The organism is Nocardia sp. NPDC051833 (genome assembly GCF_040681225.1).
Taxonomy (GTDB): Bacteria; Actinomycetota; Actinomycetes; order Mycobacteriales; family Mycobacteriaceae; genus Nocardia.
This window is the reverse complement of record NZ_JBFAYK010000002.1, coordinates 1,066,871-1,082,688: the sequence shown is the minus strand read 5'-3', so window position 1 is coordinate 1,082,688 and position 15,818 is coordinate 1,066,871. Positions and strand designations below refer to the sequence as shown.

Here is a 15,818-nt window from a genome sequence, read left to right as displayed (position 1 = left end):
GGGAGATCACGTGTCCTGGGCCCGTGCGCCCGTGGCGGGTAACGTCGGACCCTATGAGCGCGCACACGGATGCCAGGTTCGCGGCGAATGTCTACGGTCAGCGGCTGGAGCGGGCGGTCGAACTGATGCGCGCGGCGCATCTGGACGCCCTGCTCATCACCCCCGGCCCCGATCTGCGATATCTCCTCGGATCGGCCGCCGAATCCTTCGAGCGGCTCACCTGCCTGGTGATCCCCGCCGACGGCGCCACGCCCTCGGTGGTGATCCCGAAACTCGAGCTGGCCTCGCTGGACGGATCGGCGGCGGGCGAACTCGGCCTGCAGGTCCTGGACTGGGTCGACGGCGTCGACCCGTATCAGCTGGTGCGCTCGACCCTGCACGCCGGCTCGCGCATCGCCGTCGCCGACGCCATGCCCGCCCTGCACCTGATCCCGCTCGCCGAGTCGACCACCGGCCTGCCCGCCTCGGCGACCCCGGTGCTGCGGCAGTCGCGGATGATCAAGGACGAGGCCGAGATCGAGGCGCTGCGCCGGGCGGGCGCCGCCATCGACCGGGTGCACGCCAGGATGGGCGAATTCCTGCGGCCCGGCCGGACCGAGGCCGAGGTGGGCGCCGACATCACCGCCGCCATCGTCGAGGAGGGCCACACCGAGGCGGCGTTCGTCATCGTCGGCAGCGGCCCGCACGGCGCCGACCCGCACCACGGGGTCTCCGACCGGGTCGTGGAATCCGGCGACGTGGTCGTCATCGATATCGGCGGCCCCGTCGAACCCGGCTACTACTCCGACTCCACCCGCACCTACGTGCTCGGGTCGCCGAGCACGCAGGTCGCCGAGCAGATGGCCCTGCTGGAGGCGGCCCAGGCCGCCGCGGTGGCCGCGGTCCGCCCGGGGGTGACCGCGGAGTCCATCGACGCCGCCGCGCGCACCGTGCTGGCCGACGCGGGGCTCGGCGACGCCTTCGTGCACCGCACCGGCCACGGCATCGGCCTGTCCGTGCACGAGGAGCCCTACATCGTGGCGGGCAACGACCTGGTGCTCGAGCCGGGCATGGCGTTCAGCATCGAACCCGGCATCTACTTCCGCGGGAAGTGGGGTGCCCGGATCGAGGACATCGTGGTCGTCACCGCCGACGGCGCCGAGTCGATGAACAACCGGCCGCACGGTCTGACGGTCCTGTAGGCGGGCCTATTTCAGCGTGCTCGACGAGAGCACCCGGCGCACCTGGATCGCGACGACGACCCGCGTCGGGTTCTCCCGCGGCACCCGGTAGCGGGCGGTGTAGCGGCGCACGGCCTCGGCCACGTCGTCGGCCTCGGTGAGCACGGTGGCCGGCCCTTCGAGGGTGAGCCAGCGCGGCCCCTCGACCTGACTCACGGCCGCGTACCCGCCGCGCGCCGCGTTGCGCGCCTTCACCGAGGCGCCGTCGGTGATGATCCGGGCGATCCCGCTCGCGGCATCCCAGGTGAACCCCACCGCGACCACGTGCGGTGTGCCGTCGGCGCGCAGGGTCGTCAGGGTGGCCAGATGCCGCTCGGTGACGAAGTCGAGGGCGGCGGGGGACAGCGGTGTGGTGGCGGTCGGCATGCGGGAAACGGTAGCCCGGACCACGGGTCGCCGATCGCGCGGGTTTCGGCCCTCGACACCCGAATTCCCCGTCCGGCGCCGGATGACAGACTGATCCCATGGCAGAGCAGCAGAACGACGGACCGGTGCTGGTCCTGGGCGGACGCAGTGAGATCGGGGTCGAGGTGGCGCGCAGGCTGGCGCCCGGACGCGTGGTGATCCTGGCCGCCCGCCGGTCCGGCGCGCTGGACGCCGAGATCGAGCAGGTGCACGCCGCGGGCGCCACCGCCGTGCACACCGTGGAATTCGACGCCGACGACATCGCCACGCACGCGCCCCTGCTGGAGAAGATCGCCGCCGAACACGGCGGCATCGGCACCGCGGTGGTGGCCTTCGGCGTCCTCGGCGATCAGGCGCGCGCCGAACACGATCCGGCGCACGCGGTCGCGGTCGTGCACACCGACTACGTCGCCCAGGTCAGTGTCCTGACGACGCTGGCGACCCTGCTGCGGGCCCAGGACTCCGGGCAGATCGTCGTGTTCAGCTCGATCGCCGGGGTGCGGGTGCGCCGGGCCAACTACGTCTACGGTTCGGCGAAGGCGGGGCTCGACGGCTTCGCGAAGGGGCTCGGGGACGCCCTGCACGGCACCGGTGTCCAGCTGCTGCTGGTCCGGTCCGGGTTCGTGATCGGCCGGATGACCACCGGCATGGATCCCGCGCCGATGTCCAGCACGCCCGGCCAGGTCGCCGACGCCGTCGTGCGGGCCCTCGGCCGCGGCAAGACCTACGTCGCGGTGCCCGGCAGGCTCGCGGTGATGTTCTTCGTGATGCGGCTGCTGCCGCAGTTCGTGTGGCGCCGGATGCCGCGGTGACCGACCCGGCCTGGTCGGGGCACCCGATCGTCGTCCTCGGGATCGGCGCCGACGGCTGGTCCGGGCTCGGCGAGCCGGCCCGCGCCGCGATCGGCGCGTGCGAGGTCGTCTTCGGGTCGCCGCGCCAGCTGGCGCTGCTCCCGGACAGCGACGCCGAATCGGTGCCGTGGCCGAGCCCGCTGCTGCCCGCGCTGCCGGAGTTGTTCGCGCGCAACGCCGGTCGGCGCATCGGGGTGCTGGCCAGCGGCGACCCCATGTTCTACGGCATCGGCGTCACCCTGGCCCGTCGCTTCGGCGCGCGGGCGCTGCGGGTGTTCCCGCAGCCGTCCTCGGTGTCGCTGGCGTGCGCGCGGCTGGGCTGGCCGCTGGCCGAGGTCCCGGTGGTGAGCGTGGTTGCCCGCCCGTTGCCCACCGTGCTGCCAGAACTGGCCGACGGCCGCAGGCTGCTGGTGCTCAGCGAGGACGAGTCGACGCCGCACCTGCTGGCGCGATTGTTGCGCGACAACGGGTTCGGCGCGTCCACGCTCACCGTGCTCGAACAGCTCGGCGGGCCCGCCGAACGCACGAGTACCGGCACCGCGGCGCGCTGGGCCCACCCGCACGGCGACCCGCTCAACGTCGTCGCGATCGACTGTGTCGCCGAGGCCGGCGGCCGCCGCGACACCCGGCTGCCCGGCCTGGCCGACACCGCCTTCACCGGCGACGGCCAGCTCACCAAGGCCGAGGTCCGGGCCCTGACGGTCACCGCGCTGGCCCCGGCGCCCGGCGAGACGCTGTGGGATGTCGGCGGCGGGTCCGGCAGCATCGCGATCGAATGGTGCCGCACCCATCCGCTGTGCCGTGCGGTCACCTTCGAACGGCTGCCCGCGCGCCGCGAGCAGATCGCCGTCAATGCCGCCGCGCTGGGCGTTCCGGGAATAACGGTCAGAGGCGAGGTGCGCTCGGAGTTTGCCGAGCGCGAATTGGCGGCGCCGGACGCGATCTTTCTCGGCGGCGGGCTCACCCAGGACGGCGTGTTCGACCAGTGCTGGCAGCGGCTGCGCCCGGGCGGACGCCTGGTCGCCAACGCGGTCACCGCGGAATCGGAAGCGCAGCTGCTGGACTGGACCGCCACCCACGGCGGCACGCTGCGAAAATTCCAGATCTACCGGGGTGAACCGCTCGGTGGGTTCACCGCGTGGCGGCCGCACCTCCCGGTCGCCCAGTGGATCGTGACAAAACCCGCTGGTTAGCGGATTCTTCGATCACGGACAAATCACGCGCAGATCACGGTGAAATCGTTCATGCTGGGTCCTGATGCCATGAAAGTTACGAACCGAACGTGTAAGAAGCGTGCCTCGAGGGTAGGGTCGGGGCCGTTCCGGGTAAATCCCGCCGGTTCGATTTTTCCATGATGGGGAGTTACATGAAGTACGCGAAGTTCATCGCGGTCGGCGCGTCGCCGATCGCCGCAGGTTGGGCCGATGTCAGCGGGCAGCCCTGAGGGTCCTGATCCTCGGCGGCACGGGCGAAGCTCGGGAGCTGGCGCGGATCGCGTCCGGTGAACGGGGACTCGACATCGTGTCCTCACTCGCCGGGCGGGTCGCGCAGCCGCGGCTGCCCGTCGGTCCGGTCCGCGTAGGCGGGTTCGGTGGTGTCGAGGGCCTCCGAACCTGGCTGTGTGAGAACGCGATCGATGCCGTCGTGGACGCGACTCATCCCTTCGCCGCGCAGGTCAGCTCCCACGCGGCGACCGCCGCGGACGATCTGGGCATCCCCGCGCTGCACCTGCGGCGACCCGAGTGGGTGCAGCGCCGCGGTGACCTGTGGACGCGGGTACCCGATCTGTCGTCGGCGGCCGCCGCCCTGGCCGCGCACGGTGAGCGGGTGCTGCTCACCATCGGCAGGCAGGGGGTCGGCGCGTTCGCCGGCTGCGGGCGGCACCGGTTCGTCATCCGCTCGATCGACGCGCCCGCCGCGCCGCTGCCCCCGCGCTACGAACTGCTGCTGGCGCGGGGACCGTTCACCTTCGACGACGAGCTGGTGCTGATGTCGCGGCACCGGATCGACGTGCTGGTGACCAAGAACAGCGGCGGCGAGCAGACGGAGGCGAAGATTTTCGCGGCCCGCACCGCGGGCCTGCCGGTGGTGATGATCGATCGGCCGCCGCTGCCGGTCGGCGCGGTGACCGTCGACGAGGTCGGCGCCGCGGTGGACTGGCTGCACGACGCGGCGTCACCCCGGGTGCGCTGAGCCGCTCACTGCGGTCGCGGCCCCGTGAAGATGCGGGGCAGCTGGTCGAACCAGTGCAATACCGCCCGTTCGTAGGCGATGCCGAATTCGAGGGTGGCGCGCTGATGGGGCGCGAGCGCGGTCGGGTCCTCGTCGAGGTAGCGGTCGAGCCGGTCCTGGTGGATGTTCTTGTTGGCGGCGATGATCCGGTCGCGATGCGCCGGGTCGAGGTGCTCGCCGAAGGAGAGGGTGAGCAGCAGCGGCACCCGGATCGTCTCGGCGCCGGGGTCGCGGGCGATCCACTCGGCGAAGGCCTCGCGGCCGGTATCGGTGATCCGGTAGGGCGTGCGCTCCCTGGCGCCGCGTTCGCCCTTGGTCACCAGGCCGGCGGCGTCCATCGCGGTCAGCTCGCGATACACCTGGCTCTGGGTGATCGTCCAGAAGTCGCCGATCCGTTGCTGGGCCTGGGTCGCGAGGTCCCAGCCCGACATCGGGCCCTCGTGCAGGAACCCCAGCAGTGAGGCCGCGGTGGAGTTCAGCGGGCGGCGTCGAGTTGCGGTATCGGTCAACGGTCAACTCCCTTCGAACGACATTCCTAAGTGGAATGTTACGCCTGGGTGCGCTGTCCACCAAGACCGGAGGTGTTGCGGTGTGTTCGCCCGGCGCGGCGGTGACCCGGCGGGGCCACCGCCGCGCGGGTCGATCAGCGCAGGGCGAGGGTGACGGTGTCGCCGTCGCCGAGCTGGTACTGCGCGAGCGGGGTGCCGTCGGCGAGCTCGACGTCACCGTCGACCAGCAGTCGCTGCTGCTCGGCGGGGATGCCGGTCTGCTCCGCGACGAGCGCCTTCAACGCGTCGACCTGCGCCGCCGCGTCGACGGTGACCGGGAAGCTCGCCCCGTCGGCGTTCGTGACCGCCAGCGTGAGGGACTCCGCGATCGGTGACGCGGGCGCGCCGGGAAGACCAGGAAGGCCCGGCAGGCCGGGGGCGGCGGGTGCCGCGGGAGCGGCGGGCTCCGCGGAAGCGCCCGGTGCGCCGGGCAGCGCGGGGGCGCCGGGAATCGGTGGTGCGGGCTGCGCCGACGCGACGGCGGGAACGACCAGGGCGGCCATCGGCGCGGACAAGGCCGCCGTGGTCAACCCTGCCGCCAGCGCGCGGCGTAACGAGGTGGAGCGGGAGGTGCGACGTGCGTGGTGCTGAACTCTCATCGTGGTGAGTCCTTTCATCGTCCACGAGGACGCGTTGGGGAATCGAACCAGGAAACGAGATGTCACGCTGTGCCATGGCGGGCCGGGCCCGCCGCACCCCAGTGTGCCACCGGACACCCCGGATCCGGCTGACCTCGGGGTGTCCTCGTGGCGGATCGCGCGGACTAGACCGTCGTGCCGTACCGCCGCGAGGTGAACACGCGGGTGCCCTCGCTGGTCTGGAACGCGGCGGTGGTGGACGAGCCGATGATCAGCAGCGTCCGCATGTCGACCTCGTCCGGATCGAGCTCGCCGAGGGTGATCACCCGGACCGATTCGGTCGGCCCGCCGACATCGCGGCCGAGCACCACCGGCGTCTCCGGCGCGCGGTGCGCCAGCAGCACATCGCGCATGGCGCCGACCTGCCAGCGACGCTGCGACGAGGCCGGGTTGTAGACGGCGATCGCCATATCGGCGGCGGCGACGGCCGAAAGGCGCTGGGCGACAACGTCCCACGGCTTGAGCCGGTCGGAGAGCGAGATCATCGCGTAGTCGTGCCCGAGCGGCGCGCCCACCCGGCTGGCGACCGCGTTGGCGGCGGTGAGGCCGGGCAGCACCCGCACCGGCACCTGCGCGAACTGCGGCTCGGCCGACACCTCGAGCACCGCGGCGGCCATCGCGAACACGCCGGGATCACCCGAGGACACGACCGCGACCCTGGCGCCCCGCTTGGCCAGATCCAGTGCCATGGCGGCCCGTTCGGACTCGACCTTGTTGTCGCTGGCGTGCCTGCGCTGTCCCGCACGGGCGGGCACGCGGTCGATGTAGGTGGTGTAGCCGACGAGATCGGTGGCCTCGGCCAGCGCGGCGGTGACCTCCGGCGTCGTCCACGCGGTGTCGCCGGGGCCGAGCCCGACCACGACGACCTCGCCCGGGGTGACGGGCTCGGCCGGGGACTCGGCGGCGGAGGCGGCCCTGTCCCTGGCGACGATCGGGGTGGTCGGGGTCGGGCCGGGCACCAGGGTGATCGCGAAGTAGGGCACGTCGGCCTCGTCGACGTCGGCGGCGGCCAGCACCCGCTCCCTTGTGCTGCTCGCGCGCTCGACGTAGTAGGCGTCGTCGAGCCGCCCCGCGTCCGAGAGTGCCTGGCGCACACCGGGATAGGTGCGGCCGAGCTTCATGATCGCCGCGGCGTCGGTATCGCGCAGGCGGCGGGTGAGCTCCTCGACCGGCATCGTGCCGGGGAGCACGGTGAGCACCTGCTCGCCCTCGACCAGCGGCGTGCCCAGCGCCGCCGAGGCCGCGCTGACGGAGGTGATCCCGGGGACGATCTCGGCCTCGAATCGGTCGGCTAGCCGGCGATGCATGTGCATGTAGGAGCTGTAGAACAGCGGGTCACCGGCGGCCAGCAGGGCGACCGAGCGCCCGGCCGCCAGGTGCACGGCGAGCCGGGCCGCGGCCTGCTCGTAGAACTCGTCGATCGCGCCCTGGTAGCCGCCGGGATGATCGGTGGTCTCGGTGGTCACCGGGTAGACCAGGTGCTCCTCGATCTGCCCCGCGCGCAGGTACGGCTCGGCGATCCCGCGCGAGATGCTGCGCCCGTGCCGGGCGCTGTGGAAGGCCACCACGTCGGCGGCGGTGATCAGGCGGGCCGCCTTCACCGTCACCAGTTCCGGATCGCCGGGGCCGAGGCCGATACCCCACAGTTTGCCGGTGCTGATCTCGCTCATTCCTGTTCGCTCGCGATCGCGTTGAGGGCCGAGGCGGTGATCGCGCTGCCGCCGCGGCGGCCGCGCACGGTGAGGTACTCCACGCCGCCGAAGTCGATCAGCGCCTGCTTGGATTCGGCGGCGCCGATGAAGCCGACCGGGATGCCGATGATCGCGGCGGGTGTCGGCGCGCCCGCGTCGAGCATGTCGAGCAGGTGGAACAGCGCGGTGGGCGCGTTGCCGATGGCGACCACGGCGCCGTCGAGCTGATCACGCAGCAGTTCCAGCGCGGCCACCGACCGGGTGTTGCCCAGCTCGGCGGCGAGTGCGGGCACCCGCGGGTCGGCGAGGTTGCACAGCACCGCGTTGTCGGCGGGCAGCCGCTTGCGGGTGACGCCGGAAGCGACCATGTTCGCGTCGCAGATGATCGGCTTGCCCGCGCGCAGGGCGGCGCGGGCCGCGGCGACCACGCCGGGGGAGTAGGCGATGTCGCCGGCCAGGTCGACCTGTCCGCAACCGTGGATCATGCGCACCGCGACCCGCTCGATATCGGCCGGGAAACCGGCCAGCTCGGCTTCGGCGCGGATCGTCGCGAACGAGCGCCGATAGATCTCGGCCCCGTCGGTGAGGTAGCTGGTACGCACGTCGGACATGCCGACCACCCTAGAACCTGTGTCCGGCGGCGTTTCCGCCGCGGTGGCTCAGGTGCGCGGCCGCTCGAGGATGCGCGACATCACCAGCGAGCTGCGGGTGCGCCCGACGCGCGCGTTCTCCCTGATCCGCTCGACCGTCACCTCGATCTCGGCCATGTCGGTGGCCATCACGTGCACCAGCGCGTCGGCCTCGCCCGCGATCGTCCACACGCCGACGACCTGCGGAATCGGTTCCAGGGTGCGGCGCAGTTCGGCGGGGGAGATGTTGTCGCGGTAGTACACCTCCACATAGGCCTCGGTGGTCCAGCCCAGCGCCGCGGGATTGACCTGCGCGGTGAACCCGGTGATCTGCCCGCTGGCCACCATCTTGTCCACCCGGCGCTTCACCGCGGGCGCCGACAACCCGACCACCGCGCCGATCTCCTGGAACGAGGCGCGGGCGTGGGTGAGCAGGACCGACAGGATGCGGCGATCGATATCGTCCACGTCACTCCTTCGCCGATGGGACGCAAGATTTCTCCATTCTGACACCGAAATGCGCAACGAATCGGTGTTCCCTGTGCAACGCGCACACATTTACCGTCGTAGCAACACGTCGATCCGCGCAGCCACCGGGAGTCCTGATGACCGCCGCAGCCCCCCTTCGCGAAACCACCTCCGCGCGGGTCGCCCCGGCGCCCGCGCGGGTCGCCACCCCGCGCCGCTATGTCATGTGCAGGCCCGACCACTTCGCGGTCGCGTACGCGATCAATCCCTGGATGGACCCCGCCGCCCCGGTGGACCGGGCGCGGGCGCTGGCCCAGTGGGAGATCCTGCGGGCGGTGCTCGAGGAACACGGGCACACCGTGGAGACCGTCCCCGGCGAACCGGGCCTGCCCGACATGGTGTTCGCGGCCAACAGCGGGATCGTGATCGGCGGGCACGCGCTCTCGGCCCGGTTCGCCCACCCCGAACGCGCGGCGGAGGGGCCGGCGTTCCACCGCTGGTTCGCGGCCAGGGAACTGCGCGCGCTCGCCCCCGCGTCCGAGACCAACGAGGGCGAGGGCGATTTCACCTTCGCCGGGCAGCGGATCCTGGCCGGTGTCGGCTTCCGCTGTTCGCTGTCCGCGCACGCCGAGGTCGAGCGGTACTTCGAGCTGCCGGTGGTGTCGCTGGAACTCGTCGATCCGCGGTTCTACCACCTCGACACCGCGCTGATGGTCCTCGACGACGCCACCATCGCCTACTACCCGGGCGCGTTCGGCCCGGCCGCCCGCGATGTGCTGGCCGCGCTGTACCCGGACGCGATCCTGGCCGAGGAGAACGACGCGCTGTCGTTCGGCCTCAACGGCGTCAGCGACGGGCACCACGTCTTCCTCGACCCGGGCGCCACCGGTCTGATCGCCGCCCTCCGGGACCGCGGATTCGCGCCGGTGCCGGTCGACATGTCCGAACTGCGCAAGGGCGGCGGCGGCGTGAAGTGCTGTGTGCTGGAACTGCACACGCGCCGCGACACGACCGCCGGGTAGCCAGGGGCAGCCCCGCGACGCCCACATACTGTCCGGGTGGCACACCCGGAGCAGACCACGGCGGAACGGCGCGCCAGCTGGACCGAGCTGTTCTTCGACCTCGTCGCCGTCGCGGGGATCGGCCAGCTCACGCACCTGCTGCACCGGGGTCCGTCGCTGGGCGAGTTCGGCCTGTACGCGCTGCTGTACCTGGCGTTCTGGGTGGTGTGGGCCTGCGTCACCGTGTACAGCAATGTCGCGGGCGAGCAGGCGCGCACCACCCTGGTGTTCGGCTGCATGTTCGGCCTGTGCGTGATGATGGCGGCCGTCGACGGGATGCCCGAGGACCACGCGAACGTCTTCGCCGCGATCTACGTGGTGGTCCGGATCGCGTCGTCCTCGGCGTGGGGTCGCGGCCAGGTGGTGGTGGACTGGCCGATCGCGCAGATCGGCTCCGGCACGCTGCCGTGGCTGGTCTCGCTGTGGGTGCCCGCGCCGGGGAAGTTCGTGCTGTGGGGCGTCGGCCTGGCGATCGACCTGTGGGTGATGTTCACCGTCGACGCCGAACGGCTGATGCTCGACGCGCAGCGGCGGGTGCGCTCCCGGCTGCGCCGTCGCCGTCCCGGTCCGCCCCGTCCCCTGCGCCGTCCGCCGCCGCGACTGCGGATGCTGCACGCGGAGCCGGGACATCTGGGCGAGCGCCTCGGCCAGTATCTGATCATCGTGCTCGGGGAGGGCGTGATCTCGGTGATCGCGGCGGTGTCGGTGGAGGAGTGGACGGTGCCGGTCGCGGTGATCGGGGTGTGCGCGTTCCTGTGCCTGCTCGGCATGTGGGGCCTCACGCTGCACTACGGGTTCGTGCCCCGCATGATGGACGCCTCGACCCGCACGATCGACGTGACCCGGCACCGGGTGATGGCCACCCACTGCGCGCTGAGCGGGACCGTGGCGACCGTCGCGGCCGGCCTCGGCCTGGTGGCCGCGCACCCCTCGGGGCACCTGCCCGCCGGCATCGGCTGGGTGCTCGGTGGCGGCGCCGCGGCCTTCTTTCTGGTCTGTGGACTGGGCGGGCTGGCCAGCGCGGGCCCCCGCTGGCTGCTGCGCTGGCCGCTGCCGTGCCTGCTGGCCGCGCTGGTCCTGGCCTGGGCGGCACCGCATCTCGGCGGGATGTGGCTGGTGGTCGGTGTGATGGTCACGCTGACGGTGGCGGTCGTCTCGGAGACCTACCGCGCGCGTCGCCCGATCCCCGCGTGACGCGCGCGCCGGTGCGGATCGCCGCACCGGCGCGCGAAAGCCGCTGCTGGTCACTCGAATTCGGTGCCACCGGCCAGGAGTAGCTCCTCGGCCGACATCGGCCTCTGCCGCGGAGACGACCGTGCACGTCCCAGCCGGACTCAGTCGACTCCGTGGTGCGCCTTGATCGGCACGCCGAAGTCGGCACAATCCGCATCGAGCCGCAGCACCGCGGCCGGGCTCACCGTGAACGAGCGGATCGCGAGCCGGTGAGCCACGTTGTGCTCGAGCTTCACGTGGAGGAAGCGATATGCCAGTGGACCGTCCGGCGAGGTGAAGGTGAAATCCGGTGCCCAGCTGGCGCCCAGCCGAGTCCATCCACTCATACCGTCGGAGGCGGCTCCGTACACCTTGAACCCGCCCGCCGGAAAGTCTCCGGAGCTGGTGCCGGTGAGAATTTCGATCGAGTGGAACGGCGGCGCGTATTCGCCCCGGTCGAGAATGAGGTGTCCGAGGCCGGACTGATGTTGGGTACTCATGTAGTACGTGTCGGGCGAGCCGTCGAGCATGTGCTCGAGCGGATGCACTGGGTCCTCCCCGAGATACTTCTGGACGACGGACTGAGCGCCGCCACCCACGCACAGTTCGTCGATGACAGTCAGGCGGCGAACCGTCAGGTCGGGGACTCGGACCGTGACGGTGACCGACAACGTCCGCTCGACGGTTCCGTTGCCCTCCTGCACGGTCCCCCGCAGGTAGAACACCGTCGTGCGAGTGATATTCGGCGCCGTGTAGGTGGCCTTGTTCGTGACGTCGATCTCGGCGACGTCGTAGAGCAGTTTCAGCGACGAAACACCGCCGGCCGCCCAGGTCAGCCGCACGGAGTCACCGTTGTCGATGATCAGCTGATCGGCGGTGAAGTTCTCGAGCACGAAGTCGGGCGGGAATTTGCCGACATTGATCGCCACGCTTCCGGTCTCCCAGACGCCGTCGCCGTCGACCTCCCGCCACTCCATCGCGATGGCCAGCAAGGAGCTCCCGACGACGGAGTTGATGCGCGCGTCCATCAATTGGATCGTGACGCCCTCGTCGCGCCCGATGACGGTGTATTCCGCCGTCGGCGTGAAGGTGATCGTCTTCGCCGTCGGGTCCGTGCGTGGCGTCCAGTCCTTCAAGCTGATCTGTGGGGCGATGCTGGTGATATCCGGTGTCAGATCGCTGGCGTTGGGGCCGGTCGGCACCGCGATGGTGATCTTGCGGCAGGCGATCGCCTGTCCGCCGCGGCGACTGCCGACCACCACGAAGTCGGCGCGTTCCGGATCGCCGGCGGACGGTGAGATGCGCACCGGATCCGGATCGGTGTTCAGCTCGAAATACAGCGGTGTGCCGCTGGTGGCCTGTTCGGTCCCGGTCGCGTGATATCCCTGGACAATCGTCATCACCGTGCTCCTCGCTCGTTGCTGGTACGGCTGTACTGGGCGGCGTCCTCGAGAACCAGGAAACCGGAACGAATTTCGGGATCGATACCGACCGGCAGCGAGGCCGGGTCCGGCACGACGATCGGGAACTCGGACCATTCCGCACCGACGGCCTCGGTCCACGACCACGTGCCGGTGGCGGTGGTGGGCTGGGGGAGCGTGACCGCGCCTGCTTCGGTGCGGGCGACGAGCAGCGGGCCCGCGCGGAAGTTCACCGCCATGGCGGCGAGCGCGGCGTCGGTGAACCGTTGCGGCACAACGACCGAGGACACCGGGAGGATGTCGGTGGTGGCGTGCACGGCGGCACGGGGGTCGAGCAGCAGGGTGACGGTGGCGTTGCTGTCGCCGTCGAACGCCAGCTTCAGGCGCTCGCCGATATCGATGGGTCGCAGATATCCGTCCGATGCGGCCGGATCGTCCAGGACCGTCTCGAAATGCTCGTAGTCGTCGTCGATGACGCAGCCGATGAGTCCGTCGTCGGTTTGCCTCGCCTCGCCCAGGCGCACATTCCACCGGTAGGAGGGCATCTGCGGCGCGGGCGGATTCACCGCCCGCGGCCAGGTGACATCGGTGCGGACCGGCCCGCACAGTTCCAGGTCGAGCCGGGCGCGCACCAGGGCCAGCGGACGGCCGAGCAGGAAGCCGAGGCTGTAGTCCTCCGGACCGTCGGGGTCGATGGAGGCGAGGGTTCGGTCGATCAGGTCACGCACGGCGTCGAGGACATCGGGGCCCTTCTGCACGATCACCGCCAGGTAGCGGTGGGCGTGCGGGTATTCCGCTGCCAGATCGTCGAATTCGGCGACCGGGGAGCCGGGCAGCGCGGTCCAGGCGACGATCTGCCCACCGGACGGCGACAGCACCCGCCGCAGATCGCCGAGCGCATGGCCCTCGGGATCGTAGACGGCGATGGCGCGATCCAGCCGGTTGTGGATCAGCCACGCGCACACCGGATTCGCGCCGGGGGTGAGTTCGGCGTCGTCGTCGGACCGTGCGGACAGGAAGTCGAAGCGCAGCCGGGCCGGTTGCAGGAGCCGGGGCCCGAGTTCCACGTAACGGTCGACTTGGACCTCGCCGACGGCGTGCTTCGGGGTCATGGATTCGGGCTTGCGCAGCTGATCGAAATGCAGGGGATTGTCGATGAGATTGACCGCGCGGCCGAATCGGTCCACCACCGACAGCCGGATGAACAGCAGCTGCCCGGAGCGCAATTCCTGGAAGTCGGACTCCGGCCAGTCGTCCCAATCGAAGACCGGCCGTCCGCCGCCATCCGGCGATGCTCCGACACCGGTGCCGATCAATCCGGCGAGATCGCCGGTCGGGGCTCGGTTGACCATCGAAAGACGTTGCCCGACGGCCGTACTGAGCCCATCGAGGCGTTGCGAGAGCTGGTCCAGGTTGTTCAGCTGCTCGTGCAGGGCGGCCAGCATGTCGGCGCGCAGGTCGGTGCGGCCGTCGGCGTAGCTGTCGAGCTGTCCGTCCTGGTCGTAGCCACTGGTGGGCATGAGGACCTGGCGGCCGCTGACGGTGACGGCGGGCCGCAGGGTGCCCTCGCCCTCCCATCGGTAGTAGTCGCCGTCGAAGGAGAAGCGTTCCCGACCTGCTTCGACGAACGGGATGGCGGTGTACTCGACCTCCCATTGCAGATACAGCGGCTGCCACGGCTGCGCCCACGGGCCGGTGCCGTACTCCGGCAGTGTCCCGGTCGGATCGGTCAGGCTCGCACCGGTTTTGCGAGCCTGGTCGATGATGAGGAACTCGGTGACCAGCTTCGCCATCGGCCCGGGCAGGCCGGTGACGTTCACCTCCGCGACCTCCGCGGCCACCGCATCGGCGGTGATGGCGCCGATCTCGGTGACGAGTCGCTCCTCGACCCGGCACGGCAGGTCGGAGCCGCGGGTCAGCGGGGCGCTCAGGTTCGCGCCCTGCAGCATCAGCACCGGGTCGGCGTGCTGTTCGAACGGAGCCAGGGGCACACGCTGCAATTCGAGGCCGGTGCGCAGACCGTGTTCGGCGGCATAGGCGCGCGCCTTGGCGGCCAGCCCATCGGCCGTGGTGTCCCACGGGATGTCGTCCCGCAGCGCCGCCACCTGGCCGGACAGCTGAGTCACCCGCCAGGCCACCGAATTCTCCCGTGCCGGGTCGAGTTGCCGGAGGATGCCCGGCGCGTAATCCTGCGGTGGATTCGGGTCGCACGACAGCGCCCACAGGACGTAGAGCCGCTGCTGTGCGCCGGCGAGCTCGCGTTCGAGGGCGTCGAGCTCGCGTTGGCGGCCGTTCAGATCGGCGGTGACCTCGGCGGCGAGGCGCTGTTCGGCGGCCCGTTCGGCCTCCGACAGCGCGGCCAGCGCGTCCTCGCCGGCGCGGTCGACACTGCGCCACACGAACCCGCCCGGCACCGGCCCGAAGCCGGAATCGTGGGCCGCGCGTTCGGGGAACAGCTCGCCGTCGGCGCGGTCGTATTCGTCGAGCACACCGAGCGCGAACGCGCGATAGAGCTGAGCATCCTTCTCGCTCAACGCATTCGAACCGCCCGACTGCTCCTGGAGTTCTCCCGCCGCCTCGCCCGCGCTGTTGCCGATCGCCACCGCGATCTCGTTGGCGTGCGGGCTCGCCGACGGGTATACCCCGCCGTTGGGGCGCCAGTCGATGCCGAGCGCGCTGCCGGTGTAGACCGAGCGCCGCGGCTCGCCGAAGGTCGCGGCCAGCTGCCACTCCAGCCGCGACATCAGGTCGGCGAACCGTTCCTCGGCATGGTCGCCGACCGTCAGAATGTCGCTGTCCGGGTCCGAATACCAGCCTGCGACGAAGTAACTCAGCCGGTCGTCGGTGCCGGGTGGCAGGTCGTCGAGGGTGTCGTGGAGGGAGAAGACGTTCTTGTTGTAGGGCTGGAACACCGAGAACGTCAGGAGCCCCGGACCGATCGCGGTGAGGAACTGCTCGCCGCCCGGCTCCTGCCACGGGCTGCCGGTGGTGAGGTCGACCCGTCGGCCGATCTTGGTGGCGGTCGGGGTGTCGGTGGTGGGGTCGAGATACGACACCGAGCCCTCGCGGGAGTCGAGGTAGTCGCTGTGCACGATCCAGGTCCGCACGCCGCCGTCGGAGCGGCGCACCACCAGCCAGCGATTGGGCACCAGCGGGAAATCGCCGACCTCGCCGGTCTCCTCGTCTTGCAGACCCTCGCTCAGCGCCTCCGGCAACTGCCAGTGCAGGTACACACCGAGTCGAGACGCCTCGCCTGTCCACGTCTCGGACCCGGCGAACGGCGCGGGTTCCGGTGCGGCGTTGTCGTCGACGAACGGAACGAAATTCGAGATCCAGCGCTGGATCACATAGCTGCCGTCGGCGTCGCGGGTCCGGGCGTTCACCGCGAACGCCGCCACCTCGACCGGCACGATCAGAGTGTCGTTGGGCATGAGAATCCCTC

At 71.0% G+C, this 15,818-nt stretch carries 14 protein-coding genes; 6 read left to right on the top strand and 8 right to left on the bottom strand.

Annotation, left to right across the window (positions count from 1 at the left end; all coding sequences use genetic code 11):
* The first annotated feature begins 53 nt into the window (after positions 1-53).
* Positions 54-1,181, top strand: coding sequence for a Xaa-Pro peptidase family protein (locus tag AB0L91_RS23155; protein ID WP_365013093.1), 1,128 nt, complete (start codon positions 54-56; stop codon positions 1,179-1,181).
* A gap of 6 nt (positions 1,182-1,187) precedes the next feature.
* Here the strand turns inward: AB0L91_RS23155 and AB0L91_RS23150 are convergent, their stop codons facing one another.
* Positions 1,188-1,586, bottom strand: a complete 399-nt coding sequence (locus AB0L91_RS23150; RefSeq protein ID WP_365013090.1) for a TIGR03618 family F420-dependent PPOX class oxidoreductase — start codon at positions 1,584-1,586, stop codon at positions 1,188-1,190.
* A gap of 98 nt (positions 1,587-1,684) precedes the next feature.
* On the opposite strand from AB0L91_RS23150, the gene AB0L91_RS23145 reads away from it, so the two are divergent.
* The 3 genes from AB0L91_RS23145 (at position 1,685) to AB0L91_RS23135 (ending at position 4,669) form a co-directional block, all read left to right on the top strand.
* Complete coding sequence (locus tag AB0L91_RS23145) at positions 1,685-2,437, top strand: SDR family NAD(P)-dependent oxidoreductase (protein WP_365013087.1); 753 nt, start codon at positions 1,685-1,687, stop codon at positions 2,435-2,437.
* Complete coding sequence (gene cbiE / locus AB0L91_RS23140) at positions 2,416-3,669, top strand: precorrin-6y C5,15-methyltransferase (decarboxylating) subunit CbiE (RefSeq protein ID WP_365013084.1); 1,254 nt, start codon at positions 2,416-2,418, stop codon at positions 3,667-3,669. Before AB0L91_RS23145 ends, cbiE begins: the two co-directional genes overlap by 22 nt.
* A gap of 247 nt (positions 3,670-3,916) precedes the next feature.
* Positions 3,917-4,669 (top strand): cobalt-precorrin-6A reductase, encoded by a 753-nt coding sequence (locus AB0L91_RS23135; protein WP_365013699.1) that lies wholly within the window; start codon positions 3,917-3,919, stop codon positions 4,667-4,669.
* Between the two features lie 5 nt (positions 4,670-4,674).
* Here the strand turns inward: AB0L91_RS23135 and AB0L91_RS23130 are convergent, their stop codons facing one another.
* The 5 genes from AB0L91_RS23130 to AB0L91_RS23110 form a co-directional block, all read right to left on the bottom strand.
* Entirely contained in the window at positions 4,675-5,217 is a 543-nt protein-coding gene (locus tag AB0L91_RS23130) for a PadR family transcriptional regulator (RefSeq protein ID WP_355275465.1), read from the bottom strand.
* A 134-nt stretch (positions 5,218-5,351) separates the two neighbouring features.
* Positions 5,352-5,855 (bottom strand): ubiquitin-like domain-containing protein, encoded by a 504-nt coding sequence (locus AB0L91_RS23125; RefSeq protein ID WP_365013081.1) that lies wholly within the window; start codon positions 5,853-5,855, stop codon positions 5,352-5,354.
* Between the two features lie 164 nt (positions 5,856-6,019).
* Entirely contained in the window at positions 6,020-7,564 is a 1,545-nt protein-coding gene (cobJ, locus tag AB0L91_RS23120) for a precorrin-3B C(17)-methyltransferase (protein WP_365013080.1), read from the bottom strand.
* The gene (locus AB0L91_RS23115) at positions 7,561-8,196 is read right to left on the bottom strand and encodes a precorrin-8X methylmutase (protein WP_365013077.1); all 636 of its coding nucleotides are present in this window, start codon (positions 8,194-8,196) and stop codon (positions 7,561-7,563) included. Before AB0L91_RS23115 ends, cobJ begins: the two co-directional genes overlap by 4 nt.
* A gap of 48 nt (positions 8,197-8,244) precedes the next feature.
* On the bottom strand, positions 8,245-8,682 hold the full coding sequence (locus AB0L91_RS23110) for an Lrp/AsnC family transcriptional regulator (RefSeq protein WP_218718291.1): 438 nt from the start codon (positions 8,680-8,682) through the stop codon (positions 8,245-8,247).
* A gap of 137 nt (positions 8,683-8,819) precedes the next feature.
* Between AB0L91_RS23110 and ddaH the strand changes: the two genes are divergently transcribed.
* Together ddaH and AB0L91_RS23100 are read left to right on the top strand one after the other, a co-directional pair.
* Positions 8,820-9,704 carry a dimethylargininase gene (ddaH, locus tag AB0L91_RS23105; protein ID WP_365013075.1) on the top strand — a complete coding sequence of 295 codons (885 nt, stop codon included), beginning with the start codon at positions 8,820-8,822 and terminating at the stop codon, positions 9,702-9,704.
* Between the two features lie 36 nt (positions 9,705-9,740).
* The gene (locus AB0L91_RS23100; protein WP_365013072.1) at positions 9,741-10,937 is read left to right on the top strand and encodes a low temperature requirement protein A; all 1,197 of its coding nucleotides are present in this window, start codon (positions 9,741-9,743) and stop codon (positions 10,935-10,937) included.
* A gap of 140 nt (positions 10,938-11,077) precedes the next feature.
* On the opposite strand, the gene AB0L91_RS23095 is transcribed toward AB0L91_RS23100, so the two are convergent.
* Together AB0L91_RS23095 and AB0L91_RS23090 are read right to left on the bottom strand one after the other, a co-directional pair.
* Positions 11,078-12,157 (bottom strand): hypothetical protein, encoded by a 1,080-nt coding sequence (locus AB0L91_RS23095; RefSeq protein WP_365013069.1) that lies wholly within the window; start codon positions 12,155-12,157, stop codon positions 11,078-11,080.
* Between the two features lie 197 nt (positions 12,158-12,354).
* Positions 12,355-15,807 carry a hypothetical protein gene (locus AB0L91_RS23090; RefSeq protein ID WP_365013067.1) on the bottom strand — a complete coding sequence of 1,151 codons (3,453 nt, stop codon included), beginning with the start codon at positions 15,805-15,807 and terminating at the stop codon, positions 12,355-12,357.
* Positions 15,808-15,818: the final 11 nt, after the last annotated feature.

Excerpts from the sequence above, each read along its gene's own strand:
- AB0L91_RS23150 (WP_365013090.1), bottom strand. The coding sequence starts at position 1,586 with ATGCCGACCGCCACCACACCGCTGTCCCCCGCCGCCCTCGACTTCGTC.
- AB0L91_RS23145 (WP_365013087.1), top strand. The coding sequence starts at position 1,685 with ATGGCAGAGCAGCAGAACGACGGACCGGTGCTGGTCCTGGGCGGACGC.
- ddaH (WP_365013075.1), top strand. The coding sequence starts at position 8,820 with ATGACCGCCGCAGCCCCCCTTCGCGAAACCACCTCCGCGCGGGTCGCC.
- AB0L91_RS23090 (WP_365013067.1), bottom strand. The coding sequence starts at position 15,807 with ATGCCCAACGACACTCTGATCGTGCCGGTCGAGGTGGCGGCGTTCGCG.
- AB0L91_RS23125 (WP_365013081.1), bottom strand. The coding sequence starts at position 5,855 with ATGAGAGTTCAGCACCACGCACGTCGCACCTCCCGCTCCACCTCGTTA.
- AB0L91_RS23155 (WP_365013093.1), top strand. The coding sequence starts at position 54 with ATGAGCGCGCACACGGATGCCAGGTTCGCGGCGAATGTCTACGGTCAG.
- AB0L91_RS23115 (WP_365013077.1), bottom strand. The coding sequence starts at position 8,196 with ATGTCCGACGTGCGTACCAGCTACCTCACCGACGGGGCCGAGATCTAT.
- cobJ (WP_365013080.1), bottom strand. The coding sequence starts at position 7,564 with ATGAGCGAGATCAGCACCGGCAAACTGTGGGGTATCGGCCTCGGCCCC.